Annotated in this window: 15 protein-coding genes; 2 read left to right on the forward strand and 13 right to left on the reverse strand. The window is 61.5% G+C overall.

Annotation, left to right across the window (positions count from 1 at the left end; genetic code table 11):
* Positions 1-3 precede the first annotated feature (3 nt).
* The 5 genes from hutH (EV281_RS22945) to EV281_RS22965 form a co-directional block, all read right to left on the reverse strand.
* Positions 4-1,497 carry a histidine ammonia-lyase gene (gene hutH / locus EV281_RS22945; RefSeq protein ID WP_132656567.1) on the reverse strand — a complete coding sequence of 498 codons (1,494 nt, stop codon included), beginning with the start codon at positions 1,495-1,497 and terminating at the stop codon, positions 4-6.
* Positions 1,494-2,270, reverse strand: coding sequence for an ATP-binding cassette domain-containing protein (locus EV281_RS22950; protein ID WP_132656568.1), 777 nt, complete (start codon positions 2,268-2,270; stop codon positions 1,494-1,496). Before EV281_RS22950 ends, hutH (EV281_RS22945) begins: the two co-directional genes overlap by 4 nt.
* Before the next feature lie 27 nt (positions 2,271-2,297).
* On the reverse strand, positions 2,298-3,002 hold the full coding sequence (locus EV281_RS22955) for an ABC transporter permease subunit (protein ID WP_132656569.1): 705 nt from the start codon (positions 3,000-3,002) through the stop codon (positions 2,298-2,300).
* A gap of 11 nt (positions 3,003-3,013) precedes the next feature.
* The gene (locus EV281_RS22960) at positions 3,014-3,739 is read right to left on the reverse strand and encodes an ABC transporter permease subunit (RefSeq protein WP_132656570.1); all 726 of its coding nucleotides are present in this window, start codon (positions 3,737-3,739) and stop codon (positions 3,014-3,016) included.
* A gap of 104 nt (positions 3,740-3,843) precedes the next feature.
* Positions 3,844-4,686 carry a transporter substrate-binding domain-containing protein gene (locus EV281_RS22965; protein WP_132656571.1) on the reverse strand — a complete coding sequence of 281 codons (843 nt, stop codon included), beginning with the start codon at positions 4,684-4,686 and terminating at the stop codon, positions 3,844-3,846.
* A gap of 190 nt (positions 4,687-4,876) precedes the next feature.
* On the opposite strand from EV281_RS22965, the gene hutC reads away from it, so the two are divergent.
* Positions 4,877-5,632 carry a histidine utilization repressor gene (gene hutC / locus EV281_RS22970; RefSeq protein ID WP_132656572.1) on the forward strand — a complete coding sequence of 252 codons (756 nt, stop codon included), beginning with the start codon at positions 4,877-4,879 and terminating at the stop codon, positions 5,630-5,632.
* Between the two features lie 25 nt (positions 5,633-5,657).
* Here the strand turns inward: hutC and EV281_RS22975 are convergent, their stop codons facing one another.
* The 8 genes from EV281_RS22975 to hutI form a co-directional block, all read right to left on the reverse strand.
* On the reverse strand, positions 5,658-6,443 hold the full coding sequence (locus EV281_RS22975; RefSeq protein WP_132656573.1) for an ABC transporter ATP-binding protein: 786 nt from the start codon (positions 6,441-6,443) through the stop codon (positions 5,658-5,660).
* Positions 6,440-7,213 carry an ABC transporter permease gene (locus EV281_RS22980; RefSeq protein WP_132656574.1) on the reverse strand — a complete coding sequence of 258 codons (774 nt, stop codon included), beginning with the start codon at positions 7,211-7,213 and terminating at the stop codon, positions 6,440-6,442. Before EV281_RS22980 ends, EV281_RS22975 begins: the two co-directional genes overlap by 4 nt.
* 59 nt (positions 7,214-7,272) lie before the next feature.
* Positions 7,273-8,220, reverse strand: coding sequence for an ABC transporter substrate-binding protein (locus EV281_RS22985; protein WP_132656575.1), 948 nt, complete (start codon positions 8,218-8,220; stop codon positions 7,273-7,275).
* A gap of 121 nt (positions 8,221-8,341) precedes the next feature.
* Complete coding sequence (locus EV281_RS22990) at positions 8,342-8,917, reverse strand: HutD family protein (protein ID WP_132656576.1); 576 nt, start codon at positions 8,915-8,917, stop codon at positions 8,342-8,344.
* A 3-nt stretch (positions 8,918-8,920) separates the two neighbouring features.
* Entirely contained in the window at positions 8,921-10,609 is a 1,689-nt protein-coding gene (gene hutU / locus EV281_RS22995; RefSeq protein ID WP_132656577.1) for a urocanate hydratase, read from the reverse strand.
* Positions 10,610-10,625: 16 nt separating this feature from the next.
* The gene (hutG, locus tag EV281_RS23000) at positions 10,626-11,426 is read right to left on the reverse strand and encodes an N-formylglutamate deformylase (RefSeq protein WP_132656578.1); all 801 of its coding nucleotides are present in this window, start codon (positions 11,424-11,426) and stop codon (positions 10,626-10,628) included.
* Between the two features lies 1 nt (position 11,427).
* Complete coding sequence (gene hutH / locus EV281_RS23005; RefSeq protein WP_132656579.1) at positions 11,428-12,963, reverse strand: histidine ammonia-lyase; 1,536 nt, start codon at positions 12,961-12,963, stop codon at positions 11,428-11,430.
* Positions 12,960-14,219 carry an imidazolonepropionase gene (hutI, locus tag EV281_RS23010; RefSeq protein WP_132656580.1) on the reverse strand — a complete coding sequence of 420 codons (1,260 nt, stop codon included), beginning with the start codon at positions 14,217-14,219 and terminating at the stop codon, positions 12,960-12,962. Before hutI ends, hutH (EV281_RS23005) begins: the two co-directional genes overlap by 4 nt.
* A 124-nt stretch (positions 14,220-14,343) precedes the next feature.
* Between hutI and EV281_RS23015 the strand changes: the two genes are divergently transcribed.
* Positions 14,344-15,690: a formimidoylglutamate deiminase gene (locus EV281_RS23015; RefSeq protein ID WP_132656581.1), complete on the forward strand. Its 1,347-nt coding sequence runs from the start codon at positions 14,344-14,346 to the stop codon at positions 15,688-15,690.
* Positions 15,691-15,699 lie beyond the last annotated feature (9 nt).

The following is a 15,699-nucleotide window of genomic DNA, read 5'->3' on the forward strand; positions in this document are numbered from 1 at the left end:
TCCTCAGGGAATTGCCGGCGCCGCACTCTTGCGGAGCAATCCGCGGAGAGCCTCAATGTCGCGCGACAGCGGCCTGTCATCGGAATAGGGAGATACGACGGCGCGCACCGCCCGATAGATCATGTCCGTCCCGGCCGCCCTCTGGGCGGTACCAACCAGGAACTCATGGGCCTGTGCCGCCGCCATCAGTTCGATCGCCATGATATACTCGGCATTGTCGATCAGCGCGAGCAGCTTGTTGGCAGCCGCAGTCGGATGCGCCAGGAAATCCTCCTGCAGACCGGATGTTATGCCGCCATCGGTCGAAGCGGGTGCTGCAAGCCGCCGGTTTTCATTGGCAAGGGCTGCGGCTGTATATTGTGCGATCATGAAGCCGGAGTTGCTGCCCGCGTCACTTGCCAGGAACGGCGGCAGGCCGCTGACGAGCGGATTGACGAGACGGTCCGTTCGCCGTTCGCTCATCGCAGAGATCTGCGCAAGCGCCGTCGCAAGACTGTCGGCAGCCTGCGCAAGGGCAGGCGCGACCGCATGGGCTTCGGAGGAGACGATCGGCTCTTCCGGCGTGCCAGACACGGCGGGATTGTCGGTGACGGAGGCAAGTTCCTGATCGACGATCAGAGCCGAGACATCAAAGACATCGCGCGCAGCACCATGCGCATGCGGTATCGAGCGCAGGCTCAGCGCATCCTGTGTCCGTTTGCCGAGCGCGGCTGCGATCAATCCGCTGCCGGCAAGTCGGGCGCGCAGTGACGCACCGACACGGGCGATGCCCTCGGAGGGCCGCAATGCCAGAACCGCAGCGTCGAAGGCCGCCATCTGGCAGCCGGCCGCCTCAAGCGTGAGGCTTGCGATCGCATCGGCCCAGTCGAGCAACCGCTCAGCGCGGGCAAGCGCCACACTTGCAAGCCCAGTCGCACAGGCTGTGCCGTTGACGAGACTGAGACCCTCCTTGGCGCCAAGCACTAACGGTTCGAGGCCGATCGCGGCAAGTGCATCGCGGCCGCTCATGCGGCTGCCGTTGACGCTGGCGCTGCCTTCGCCGATCAGCACCAACGCATTGTGGGCATTGTGGGTGAGGTAACCTGCCGAACCCTTGGAGGGGACGTCGGGAATGCAGTTCTTTTCGAGAAAGGCGGCGAGATAGCGGACGATTTCGGGGCGCACGCCGGAATGGCCATGGGCAAAATTGGCGATTTGTGCGGCGATGATCGCACGCACCTCGCGCGGCGCCAGCAATTCACCGACGCCAACGGCATGACTGAGGATGATGTTGCGGGACAGTCTGCTTTGGGAGGCTCTGTCGACCACCGTATCCGAGAGCGCGCCGACGCCCGTATTGATGCCATAGGCCCTGACACCGGTCTCGACGATCCGCTCGACGATGCGGCTTGCCTTGATAATGCGGTCCCAGGCCGCCTGCGACAGGTCAAGCGTTTCGCCCGCGGCCACATCAGCAATATCGCGCCAGCCGGCAACCCGATCGATGGTGATGGTCATTGGCCGCTTCCGAAATGGCCGATGAACTGCCGGAAGGCCGGGGATGCACCGCCGCCGAACATTTCGTCCGGCGTGCCGCTGCTTTCGACCAGCCCTTCCCGCATGAAGACGACGCGGTTGGAGACATTGCGGGCAAAGCTCATTTCATGGGTGACGACCAGCATGGTCATGCCCTCTTCTGCGAGCGCGCGCATGACGCGCAGCACTTCGCCGACCAGTTCCGGATCGAGCGCCGAGGTTGGCTCGTCGAAGAGCATGACCTTCGGTTTCATGGCGAGCGAGCGGGCAATCGCTGCACGCTGCTGCTGGCCGCCGGAAAGATGCGCTGGATAGGCGTGACGCTTGTCGGCGATGCCGACCTTTTCCAGCAGCGCTTCCGCTTCGGCAATGCACTCGGCCCGTGGCCGCTTCAGCACATGGACCGGTCCTTCGATGACATTCTGCAGGATCGTCATATGGGACCAGAGATTGAAGGACTGAAAGACCATGCCGAGTTCGGAGCGGATGTGATCGACCTGCTTCTGGCTCGCCGGCTTCGTCTTGCCGTTCTTGTGGATCATCTGTATGTGTTCGCCATCGACCCAGATCTCGCCATCGCTTGCGATCTCCAGCAGGTTGATACAGCGCAGGAAGGTTGACTTGCCCGAGCCCGAGGCGCCGAGCAGCGAGATCACGTCGCCATCCTCGGCATCAAGCGATATGCCGCGCAGCACCTCATGGGTGCCGAAGCTCTTTCTGATATTGCGGACCGAAAGTCGGGTTACGCCGGGCATGGAAGCTCCAATCACGTTCAGTCGAGTTCAAGCCTTCAGCGCCGGCGGAATGGCGCGGCGATGTCGGGACAGCCAATATTCCAGGAGGGACATGGCCTGCAGGATGATGAAATTCAAAACGAGGTAGATGATGGCGGCGCAGAGGAAGACTTCCATCGTGCGGTAGGTCTGTGAGATCAGCCGCTGCGCGACGCCGGTCACTTCCCAGACCGTTACGAGGCTCGCAAGCGCGGTCGATTTCATCATCAGCACGATCTCGGTCGAGTAGGCGGGCAGCGCATGCCGGAAGGCGATCGGCGCCAGGATGCGGCGCACCATCAGGAAGCCCGACATGCCGATCGCGCGGGCTGCTTCGATCTCCTTCGGAGAGACGGCGCGGATGCCGCCACGGAAGATTTCCGCCGAGTAACCGGCGGTGCAGAGGGCCAGTGAAAGAATGGCGCAGACCATCGGCTCGCGCAGGAAAGGCCAGAGAAAGGAATAGCGGATGAAGCCGAACTGACCGAGGCCATAGAAGACCAGGAACATCTGGATCAGAAGCGGAGAGCCGCGAAAGACGAAGATGTAGCCCTTGGCGAAACCGGAGAGGATGGGATTGCCGCTGACACGCATTGTGACGATGACGAGCGCCAGCAGCCCACCGAAGAAGATCGACAGGAAGAACAGGATCAGCGTTGTCGGCACGGCTTTTAAAAGCGTGACCATGGTGCTGGCGAGGAAGGCGATATCCATGTGATCCCTCCCTATGCCTGACCCATGGCCGAGGCCGGCATGCTGCGATTGGCCTTGCGCTCGGCGCCGTTGAAGACGCGATCCGACAGGCTGGTCAGGATCAGATAGAGCGCGCCGCCGACGATGAAGAAGAGGAAATATTGCCGGGTCGAACCGGCGGCGACCTGGCTCGAGCGCATCAGCTCGGCAAGTCCGGTAACCGAAATCAGCGCCGAATCTTTCAGGCTCAACTGCCAGACGTTGCCGAGACCGGGAATGGCAAGGCGCAGCACCTGCGGAATGATAATGCGGCGGAATCTGAGGCCGCGATGCATGCCAATTGCCGACGCGGCCTCAAGCTCGCCTTTGGAAATGGCAAGATAGGCGCCACGATAGACTTCGGCCTGATAGGCACCGGAGATGATGCCGACGGCAAGCGCACCAGCGGCAAAGGACGGCAAGCCGAGGAAACCCTCATAGCCCATCGACTGGCCGATCGCGGTTACCGCCGAAGAGCCGCCGAAATAGATGAGGTAGATGATGAGCAGTTCCGGCACGCCGCGAAAGACCGTGGTGTAGACATGGCCGATCGTGGTGAGCATGACATTGCCGGAGAGTTTCGCGGCCGCGATGATCGCGCCGAGTACGGCCCCGATCGCCAGGGCCGTGGCGGTGACGCAGAGCGTCAGCAGGGCACCGAGGAGGAGGAACGCCCCCCATCCGGTTGAACCGAAACCAATGAGTTCGAGTGTCGCCATGGGCCTTCCCAGCGCTGTCTTCGTCGTGATGAGGGGCAGTCAGAATAGCACGTGGTCTCCGATCGGAAAGCGGAGACCACGGAACGCGGCTTTATGTCGAAAGCTTAGTTCTGCGGGCTGACGTCGACCTTAAACCACTTCATGGACAGGTTCTTGACCGTGCCGTCGGCAAGTGCGGACTTGATCGCCTCACTGAACTTGTCGCGCAGGTCCGTATCGGCCTTGCGGATGCCGAGACCCTCGCCTTCGCCCCAGATCGAGCCGACGATCTCCGGACCGGTGAAGGCGAGCGTGTCGTTGGCAGATGCAAAGGCGTTGGCGAAGTAGACGGCGTCGTCGAAGCCGAGGTCGATACGGCCGTTCTGCAGATCGAGGTCGCGGTCGGCCCCCGTCTTGTATTCGCGGATTTCGGCGATGCTGCCGAAATTGTCATAGACGAACTTGGCATAGACGGTAGCCGCCTGGATGCCGATCGTCTTGCCTTTGAAGGCTTCCTTCAGAGCTTCGATTTCCTTCACGCCGGTCTGGCCCGGCGTCATCTTGATCGTCGCGCCGGTACCGGCCGCGTTAGCGAGCGGGCTGTCTTTGGCGGTGGCGAAGGCTGCCGGTGTCGCGGCATAGGGGACTGTGAAGTCGATGACCTGCTTGCGCTCATCGGTGATCGACAGCGCGTCCATGATGACGTCGAACTTGCCGGCGTTCAGCGCCGGGATCATGCCGTCCCAGTCGGATGCGACGAGCGTGCATTCGATTTTGGCGCGTTCGCACAGAACCTTGGCGAGTTCCGGTTCGAAGCCGCCGAGCGTGCCGTCGGCATTGGTGAGGTTCCAGGGAGCGTAGGCGCCTTCGAGCGTGATGGTCGCCTTCGTCCAGTCCTTGGCGGCAGCCGGGCCTGCAAAGGCGGCTGCCGTCAGCGCGCAGGAAAGAATAGCAGTGCTGAGCTTCATTAATGTGATCTCCTCTGAGATTGGACAGACCTTGCGGCATGAATGCCGATCTTCGCCGGCTTGCCCACCTTGATCCGCTATTCAATTTCAGATCGGCAGGTTGTATAGGGTACCATATGAAAAATTTTGTGATATGCAAGAGGAAAGTCGGATTAAAGGGCAGATTCCATTCTTGCAAAGGGAATAGGCAATGAAGCGTCCCAACGAGATGAAACGTGAGCTGGCGGAAAACGATAGTGCGCCCCTCTATGCCGGCGTCAAGCAGGTTATTCTCGACCGGATCCGCAGCGGTGAATGGCCCCCACGCTATCGCGTGCCCTCTGAAAACGAGCTGGTGGTGGAGCTCGGTGTCTCCAAGATGACCGCCAACCGGGCGCTGCGCGAGCTGGCGAATGAAGGCGAGCTCGTGCGCATCCAAGGAGTCGGATCCTTCGTTGCCGAACGCAAGGGTCATTCGGCACTTTTCGAGGTGCGCAACATCGCCGACGAGATTGCCGAGCGCGGCCATATGCATGAGGCCGATGTCATCGTTCTGGCCGAGGAAGCGGCATCTCCCGACATTGCTGATGCACTCGAGCTTGCCATCGGTGCGCCGGTTTTCCACTCGCTGATCGTTCACAGCGAGAATGGTGTTCCTGTCCAGATCGAGGACCGCTTCGTCAATCCGGGCGCCGCACCTGACTACCTGATGCAGGATTTTTCGACACTGACGCCGAATGCCTATTTGACGGCGGCCGCTCCCTTGAGCGGCTCGGAACATATCGTCGAAGCGGTGACGCCGCGGGCCTGGGAATGCAAGTTCCTGACCATCCTGCAGAACGAGCCCTGCCTTGCGATCCGCCGCCGGACCTGGTCGGCCCGCCAGGTCGTCTCCATGGCGCGCCTCGTCTATCCAGGAAACCGCTACCGGCTGGAAACGCGCAGCGGCAAGATCTTCGAGGAGTAGGCTGGTTGTATATACTAGCTAACGGTTATCCGTGTTCGGCGGCGGCAATCGCTTCGCTGCGAATATCTTCCGTCAGCTTGAGGCGCAATTCCGAAAATTCGGGGCTTGCCTTGATCGTGTAATGGCGCGGATGCGGAAGGTTGACCGGCGTGATCGATTTGATCTTTCCGGGACGCGCCGTCATCGTGACGACGCGTGATGCCATGAAGACGGCCTCCTCGATGTCGTGCGTGACGAAGATCACGGTCTTCTGCTCCCGTTCCCAGATGCCGAGCAGCAATTCCTGCATCAAGCCGCGCGTCTGATTGTCGAGCGCGCCGAAGGGTTCGTCGAGCAACAGGATCTTCGGATTGTTGGCGAGCGCCCGGGCAATCGCGGTTCTTTGCTGCATGCCGCCGGACAGTTGCTTGGGCCAATGATTTTCGAAGCCGCGCAAGCCGACCTTGGCGACGTAGCTTGCGACGATCTCGTTCTTGTCTTTCTCCGCCATACCCTTTTCGCGCAGGCCGAAGGCAATGTTGTCGCGCACCGTCAGCCAGGGAAAAAGCGTATAGGATTGGAAGACCATACCGCGATCGGCGCCCGGTCCCTTCACCTCGCGCCCTTCCAGTGTGACCGTGCCTGTCGAGGGGAAGTCGAGGCCGGCGATAATGCGCAGCAGCGTCGATTTTCCGCAGCCGGAGGGGCCAAGCACCGTCACAAAATCGTTTTTGGCGATGGCGAGATCGGTCGGCTGCAAGGCGAGCGTTGGTAAGCCGCCGCGTACGCCGGGAAAAGTGCGGCTCACGCCCTTGATGACGAGTTCGCTCATGCGAGCCTCCACGCAAAGAGCCATCGGTTCAGCCATTTGAAGGCAAAGTCGGAAATGAGGCCGATCAGCCCGATGACGATGATGCCGAAAATGATCTGGCCGGTGGCAAGCAGCGCCTGGCTGTTGATGATCATGTAGCCGATGCCGGACGAAGCCCCGATCAGTTCGGCGACGATGACATAGGTCCAGGCCCAGCCGAGTACGAGGCGCAGGATTTCGGCAATATCGGGTGCGTTTGCCGGAATGAGTACGCGGCGCACGACGCCGTTATCGCCGGCTCCGAGCGTATAGGCGGCCTCGACGAGATCGCGCCGGGTGCCGGACACGGCAACCGCGACCATGAGAACGATCTGGAAAACGGCGCCGATGAAGATGACGAGCAGTTTCTGCGTCTCGCCGATGCCGGCCCACAGAATGAGCAGTGGCACGAAGGCCGATGCCGGCAGATAGCGTGCGAAGGAGACAAAGGGTTCGAGCAATGCTTCGATCGGCTTATAAGCACCCATCAGGATGCCGAGCGGCACGGCGACCAGCGCCGAGAGGATGAAACCGCCAACGACACGCCAGACCGTCATGCCGATATCGAAGAGGAAACCTTGGTTGACGAGCAGGTCATAGCCGTCCTGCACCATGGTGATCGGATCGGCAAGAAAGGTCTTCGACACATAGCCGCCAAGCGTTGCATAGCCCCACGCGGCGAAGAAGACAACGAAGAACAACAGGCCGAAGAGCAGCCGGCTGCCCGAGCCAATAGGTTGAAGTGGACGCATGCAGTGCCTTGCCGGAAAACAGGGAGCGCTCACTTGGGCGCTCCCTGCATTTGTGCCTGTTATTGAATGAAGGAGGGGTCGGCGAGCGTCGAAAGGTCCGGTTTTGCCTTGATGACGCCAGCCTGCAGCAGAAGATCTGCTGCCTCCTCATTGAAGCTCTTGAAGGTGGTCTTGAAGAAGTTCTGGGCCGCGGCCTTGTCCTGCCATTCGAGATAGGCGGCCGATTCGCCGAATTCCTTGCCGGACTGCTTCACATCCTTGCCCATGATCTCAAAGGACTTATCCTTGTCGGTCTTGATCATTTCAAGCGCGTCGTAATAGCTCGCAGCGAGCGCCTTGGCGGCCTCCGGATTGTTCTTCAGGAAAGCGGTGGTGCAGCCGAACGTGTCCATGACGGCGGGATAGTCGAGGGTCGTGGCAATGATCTTGCCCTTGTCCGGCGCATTTCGAATGCTGGAAAGATAGGGCTCATAGGTGACAGCAGCATCGTTCTGGCCGGCAAGCAGCGCCTGGGCTGCCGGACCCGGCTCCATGTTGACGACCTTCACATCCTTCACGCTGAGGCCGTTCTTGGCGAGAATGAAGGCGAGCAGGAAATAGGGGGACGTGCCAGGCGCGGAGGCAGCGACCGATTTGCCCTTGAGATCTGATATCTTTTCGATACCGGGCTTTGCTGCAATGCCATCTGCGCCATGCGAAACATCGAGCTGGAAGATCTGCGTGGTTGCAACGCCGGCTGCGTTCCAGACGATCCAGGTTTCCACCGTGGTTGCGGCGCACTGGATGTCGCCGGAGGCGAGCGCCAGATGCCGGCTCGCCTGAGGCACTTTGGTAATGGTGACATCGAGCCCATGCTTCTTGAAGATGCCGGCTTCCTTGGCGAGCGTCAGCGGCGCGAAGCCGGTCCAGCCGGAAATGCCGATCGCAACCTTCGTATCTGTGGCGTGGGCGGCTGTTGCGGCGAGGACCGCAGCAAAGGCAGCGGCAAAAATCCCTGTTTTTTTCATGATCCGAAGTTCCCTGCTCTTATTTTAGGCGCCCTTGCTGGGTGCCCATTAAATGTATTTAACGCATGCCCGCCTTGTTTTGTCTAGACATTATAATGCCGCTGCGGCGGGATAGACGTCGTCAGATCGCTGCGATGGTGATCGCGTAGAGCAGGCCATCGCCGCGCAGTTGCAGGGATTCACCACCAGCCTCTTCGAGCAGCAGCGCATCGCCGGCGGCGAGAGCGATCTTGTCATTCGCAAGATCAATGTCCATTTGCCCGCGATGGCAAAGGAGAAGCGACTCTCCGCCTGTCAAAGACAGTCCTTGCCGCCCGTCGACGACGAGGCGCAGCACGGTATGCCGGAGCTTGTCCCGTCTGGTCATCACATTGAGATCGGTGATTCCGCCATCGGTCAGTTCGGCGGTAATGGGTACATCTGCCGGAAAGATAAGCGGATCGCTTTCCTGCGTCAGGAGCACCGGTGAACGCCCTTCGATAAAGAGCCGCATGCCATTGCCCTCCAGGATCGACAGCGTGCGGTCGATGCCTGGAAAGACGGAGAAGGGCCCATTGGTGGCAACTGTCGCCATGCTGACTCGCCAGTCAAAGTCGGCGAGCCTTGCGCCCGGTGGCGAAATCGCGATTTCCACCGTTTCGCCACCACCGTTCTTCCACTCCATGCGCTTGTGATCGGCGGCGCGCAGGACCCTCATGGCTCAGTTTCCAAGGATGCCGGGCAGGCGAAGGCCCTTTTCTTTGGCGCAGTCGATGGCGATGTCATAGCCGGCATCGGCGTGGCGCATGACGCCGGTTGCCGGATCATTCCAGAGAACGCGTTCGAGACGGCGAGCCGCATCGTCAGTGCCGTCGGCGCAGATGACCATGCCGGAATGCTGCGAGAAGCCCATGCCGACGCCGCCGCCGTGGTGCAGTGATACCCAGGTGGCGCCCGATGCGGTGTTGAGCAGCGCGTTCAGGAGCGGCCAGTCGGACACCGCATCAGAGCCGTCCTTCATCGCTTCCGTTTCGCGGTTCGGCGAGGCGACGGAACCGGAATCCAGATGGTCGCGGCCGATGACGACAGGCGCCTTGAGTTCGCCGTTCCTGACCATCTCGTTGAAGGCAAGGCCGAGTTTGTGGCGGTCGCCCAGACCGACCCAGCAGATGCGCGCCGGCAGTCCCTGGAAGGCGATGCGCTCCTTCGCCATGTCGAGCCAGTTGTGCAGGTGCTTATTGTCCGGCAACAGCTCCTTCACCTTGGCATCGGTCTTGTAAATATCTTCCGGATCGCCAGACAGGGCCGCCCAGCGGAACGGACCGATGCCACGGCAGAAGAGCGGGCGGATATAGGCCGGTACGAAGCCGGGGAAGGCGAAGGCGTTTTCCAGGCCTTCGTCCTTGGCGACCTGGCGGATGTTATTGCCATAATCGAGCGTCGGCACACCGGCGTCCCAGAAGGCGACCATGGCTTCGACATGCGCCTTCATCGAGGCGCGGGCTGCCGCTTCCACGGCCTTCGGATCGGTTTCGCGCTTCGCCTTGGCTTCCGCAACCGTCCAGCCGACCGGCAGGTAGCCGTTGCGCGGATCATGCGCCGAAGTCTGGTCGGTGACGATATCCGGACGCGGGCCGCCAGCCTTCATGCGGGCCACCAGTTCCGGGAAGATTTCAGCGGCATTGCCGACGAGGCCGACCGACTTTGCTTCGCCGGCCTTGGTCCAGCGCTCGATCTTCTCCAGCGCCTCGTCCAGCGTATGAGCCTTTTCGTCGACATAGCGGGTGCGCAGGCGGAAATCGATGCGGGTTTCGTCGCATTCGACGGCAAGGCAGCAGGCGCCGGCCATGACGGCGGCAAGCGGCTGGGCGCCGCCCATACCGCCGAGCCCGCCGGTCAGGATCCATTTACCCTTGAGATCGCCATTATAGTGCTGGCGCCCGGCCTCGACGAAGGTCTCATAAGTGCCCTGCACGATGCCCTGCGTGCCGATATAGATCCATGAGCCGGCCGTCATCTGGCCGTACATGGCAAGCCCCTTCTTGTCGAGTTCGTTGAAATGATCCCAGGTCGCCCAGTGCGGCACGAGATTGGAATTGGCGATCAGCACGCGCGGCGCATCCTTGTGGGTGCGGAACACGCCGACTGGCTTGCCGGACTGCACGAGCAGCGTCTCGTCCTCGTTCAGCGTCTTCAGGGTGGCAGCGATGCGGTCGAAATCGTCCCAGGTGCGCGCGGCACGGCCGATACCGCCATAGACGACGAGCTCATGCGGGTTTTCGGCAACGTCAGGGTCGAGATTGTTCATGAGCATACGCAGCGGCGCTTCAGTCATCCAGCTCTTGGCGTTGAGCTCTGGCCCGCGGGGGGCGCGGATCTCGCGGATATTGTGGCGCGGGTTTACGGTCATGATGATGTTCCCTTGTTTAGCGTTTCAGACCGAGCGCGATCTCTTCGATCCGCGTCAGAATGGATTTGAGATGGATGCGCAGATTGTCGGCTTTTTCGGTGTCATAGGCGAAGGGCGGCGCTTCGCTTGCAAGATGCGTGGATTGGGCGAGCTCCATCTGGATGGCATGGACGCCGGCTTCCGGCCTGCCGTAATGGCGCGTTGTCCAGCCACCCTTGAAGCGGCCGTTCAGGATGCTGTCGTAGCCTGCTGCCGCCGATGCGATGGCGATGGTCGCCTCTTCGATCATCCGATCACAGGTCTTGCCCATATCCGTGCCGATATTGAAATCCGGCAGCTTGCCCTCGAAGAGGAAGGGAATATGGGAGCGGATCGAGTGGCAATCATAGAGAACGGCGATGCCGTGAATGGATTTCACCCGCTCGATCTCGGCCGCCAGGGCGGCATGGTAGGGCGCATGGAAATCGCGCAGCCGCTTGGCGATATCGTCCTCGGTCGGAGCCGCGCCATCCTTCCAGATCGTCTTGCCGTCGAAATCCGTCTCCGGGATCAGCCCGGTCGTGTTCTGGCCGGGATAGAGGCTCGTACCGGACGGATCTCTGTTCGCATCGATCACGTACCGATGGAACGTGGCGCGCACGGTGGTCGGCTTGTCGAGCAGCCCGTCATAAAGCTGGTGGATGTGCCAGTCGGTATCGGCAAGCAGCCGACCATTTTCGTTCAGGCGCTCCCAGATATCAGGCGGGACCTCGGTGCCGGTATGGGGAAAGCCGAGGATGACGGGTGAGGTGCCTTGCTTGACCTCGAAAACGGACATGTCAGACCTCCAGAGCGGGCAGGATGCCGCTTGAAACGGACGCGTTGAGACCGCCACCTGCAATGAGCATGGCAGCCGCCTTCAGATCATTCGCCATATAGCGATCCTCCTCCAGCGGCGGCACGACGACACGGATAGCGGCAATCGCTTTCTCGAGCTCCGGGCTGGTTGCAAGCGGCGCGCGAAGCTCAACCCCTTGCGCGGCGCTCAGTGCCTCGATGCCGATGATCGCGAAGAGATTTTCGCTCATCGGCAGGAGCCGGCGCGCACCGTGGCAGGCCATGGAGACATGGTCCTCCTGATTGGCCGATGTGGGCGTCGAGTCGACAGATGCCGGATGCGACATCTGCTTGTTTTCGCTCATCAGTGCTGCCGACGTGACCTCTGCGATCATAAGGCCGGAATTCAGGCCCGGCTTCTTGGCGAGAAAGGCAGGCAGGCCATAGGAGAGAGCGGGATCGACGAGCAGGGCGATACGACGCTGCGCAATCGCGCCGATCTCGCAGATCGCAAGCGCAATCTGGTCGGCCGCGAAGGCAACGGGTTCGGCATGGAAATTGCCGCCGGAGACGACGGAATTGTCAGAGAGCACCAGGGGATTGTCGGTCACCGCATTGGCTTCGATTTCCAAGGTGCGGGCAACCGAGCGCAATAGATCGAGGCAGGCGCCGTCGACCTGCGGCTGGCAGCGGATGCAATAGGGATCCTGAACGCGCTCGTCGCCCTCGATATGGCTCTGGCGGATTGGCGAGTCCTCAAGGAGAGCGCGCAGGGCGGCTGCCGTATCGATCTGGCCGCGATGGCCGCGCAGCGTATGGATATCCGGATGGAAAGGGGCAGACGAGCCCATGGCCGCATCTGTCGACATGGCGCCAGTTATGAGCGCCGATTGCGCCGCCCGGTGAGCGCGAAACAGACCGGCGAGCGCCAGAGCCGTCGAGGTCTGCGTACCGTTGATGAGCGCCAGACCTTCCTTGGCGGCGAGTACGACGGGCTGCAAGCCGGCCTTCAGAAGGGCGGTTGCGCCATGAAGCCTTTCGCCGTTGAAGAAAGCTTCGCCGTGGCCCATCATCACGGCCGTCATATGGGCAAGCGGAGCAAGATCGCCGGAAGCGCCAACCGACCCCTTTTCCGGAATGACCGGGATGACGCCGCGTGCCATCATCGCCTCGATCAGCCGCACGAGTTCCAGCCGCACGCCGGAGGCGCCGCGACCGAGCGAAACCAGCTTCAACGCCATGATGAGGCGCACGACATTTTCCGGCAGAGGCTCGCCGACGCCGCAGCAATGGGAGAGAATGAGGTTGCGCTGGAGCGTCGCCACATCGGCGCTGTCGATCTTGATCGAGGCAAGCTTACCAAAGCCGGTATTGATGCCGTAAACAGGCGCATTGCCGGCGGCGATCTCGGCGATGCGGCTGGCAGCTTTGACGATACCGGCGTCGAAGGACGGATCGAGCTTAGCCGGAACGCCGGTCCAGTAGATGGTCGCGAGGTCCCGAAGCGAAACGGAGCCGGGATGCAGGGTGATGGTCATCGGTCGATCCTCTGGCCCTTGAAGATATGTGCGTGAAGCGGGTTGAAGCCGATGCGGTAGACGAGCTCGGCAGGGCTCTCGATATTCCAGATTGCCAGATCGGCAGACTTGCCGGCTTCGATCGTACCGGTTTCGTCAAGCAGCCCGAGCGCGCGGGCGCCCTCGCGCGTCGCCCCGGCAATACATTCTTCCACGGTCAGCCTGAACAGTGTCGCCGACATGTTCATGGTGAGCAGCAGAGAGGTGAGGGGCGAAGTGCCGGGGTTGCTGTCGGTAGCGATCGCGATATGCGCGCCAGCCTGCCGCAGCGCCTGAACCGGCGGCTTCTGCTTTTCGTTGATCGCATAGAAGGCGCCCGGAAGCAGGACGGCAACGGTGCCGGCCGCCGCCATTGCCCGCGCGCCATCTTCATCCAGATATTCCAGATGATCGGCCGAAAGCGCACCATAGGAGGCCGCGAGTTTCGCGCCGCCGAGATTGGAGAGCTGCTCGGCATGAAGCTTGACGGGAATCCCGAGCGAACGAGCCTTGTCGAAGACGCGCCTTATCTCGTCGACCGAAAAGGCGATGCCTTCGCAGAAGCCGTCGACGGCATCGACCAGGCCTTCCGCGCGTGCGCGCTCCAGTCCCGGCAGGACGACGTCGGAAATGTAATCCTGGTTCCGTCCCGTGTATTCGATGGGCGTCGCATGGGCTCCGAGATAGGAAGTGACGACGCGCACGGGACGCAGCTTTTCGAGCGCGCGGGCAGCGCGCAGCATCTTCAGCTCCGCATCGATATTCAGTCCGTAACCAGATTTGACCTCGATCGTGGTGACACCTTCGGAAATCAGCGTGTCGAGCCGCGGCAGCGCCGCCTCGACAAGGCCTTCGACGGAGAGCACATTGGTCGCCTTCACGGAGGAGACGATGCCGCCGCCGGCGCGCGCAATCTCTTCATAGGTCGCGCCTACGAGCCGCATCTCGAATTCGCGGGCGCGATTGCCGCCATAGACGATATGCGTGTGGCAATCGACGAGGCCGGGCGTGACCCAGCGACCTTCGAGATCGGTAATCTCGGCTGCCTCGATCAGCCAGGATGGCAGTTCGCCTTCCGGTCCGGCAAAAAGGATGCGCCCGCCATCGCAAACGACGGCGCCTTTTTCGATAATGCCAAGACCCTGCAGATCCGCCCGCAGCGTCGCCAGGCGCGCATTGCGCCAAAGCAAGCGGGTACTGGAACTGTGGCCCGACCCGGAAAATTTGTTCCCACTCATCAGCTTTACGCCTTTCCTTATGGCCGAATATGTATATACATAATCGAAAGGGTGACAAGTAGAAATTTATGGCCTTTCGCATAAAGACAAGCGGACGGGCCAAACAGAAAACGGGAGAGCGATCATGACGAGACTTTACGCGGCGACGGCTTTGCTGGCCGAAGGCTGGCGCAAGAACGTGCGCCTGACGCTCGCTGACGGCCGGATAGCCGCGATCGAGGCGGATGTCGCGCCGGATGCCGATGACGAGCGCCATGGCGTGTTGTTGCCGGCGATGCCGAACCTTCATAGTCATGCCTTTCAGCGCGCGATGGCGGGGCTAGCCGAAGTCCGCGGCCCGGCCAATGACAGCTTCTGGAGCTGGCGTACCGTCATGTACAAGTTTGCCCTGTCGATGACGCCCGATCACGTCGAGGCTGTGGCCGCCAAGCTCTATATGGAAATGCTGGAAGCCGGCTTCTGCCGCGTCGGTGAGTTCCACTACCTGCATCACGACAAGGACGGCGGCTCCTATGCCAATATCGCTGAAATGGCGGAGCGCATCGGTGCGGCAAGTGCGCAGACCGGCATCGGATTGACGCTGTTGCCGGTGCTCTACGCCCATTCCGGTTTCGGCGGAGCCGCGCCTATCGAGGGACAGCGCCGCTTCATCAATTCTGCCGATGAATTTGCGAAGCTGATGGATGGCTGCCGGCAGGTCACGAGCCGGCTTGATGGCGCAGAGATCGGTGTCGCGCCCCACAGCCTGCGTGCGGTCACACCGGACGAACTCTCCGTTGCCGTTGGGCTCGCCGGTGACGGCCCCATCCACATTCACGTCGCCGAACAAGTCAAGGAGGTCGAGGATTGCCTCGCCTGGTCCGGCGCAAGACCTGTCCAATGGCTGCTCGACCACGCACCAGTCGATCAGCGCTGGTGCCTCATTCACGCAACCCACATGACCGATGAGGAAACGCGCCGGATGGCGAAAAGCGGCGCCATTGCCGGCCTTTGCCCTATTACCGAAGCCAATCTCGGCGATGGCACATTTTCCGCCCCACTTTTCCTGTCGGAAAGCGGGCGCTTCGGCATCGGTTCGGATTCCAATATCCTGATTTCGATTGCCGAGGAACTTCGTCAGCTCGAATATTCGGAGCGTCTGGCATTGCGTGCCCGCAATATCATCGCCGCAACCGGCGGCTCCACAGGCCTGGCCCTTTTCGAACACGCGCTTGTCGGCGGCGGTGTGGCGCTGAAGGCGCCAGCTGGCCTGACCGCCGGCAACTATGCCGATATCGTATCGCTCGACAACAGCGCCGTTTCCTATCTTTCCGAGGACCGGCTTCTCGACCACTGGATCTTTGCCGGCGGTGTGGCGGTCGACGGCGTCTGGGCGCGGGGCCGCAAGCAGGTCGAAAATGGCCGTCATCTGCGGCGCGACCTGATTGACCGCCGTTACACTGCCGCCATGAAGGAGCTGCTGGCGGCATGACGATCTTTC

It is taken from the genome of Rhizobium sp. BK418 (assembly GCF_004341105.1).
In the GTDB taxonomy this organism is placed as follows: domain Bacteria; phylum Pseudomonadota; class Alphaproteobacteria; order Rhizobiales; family Rhizobiaceae; genus Rhizobium.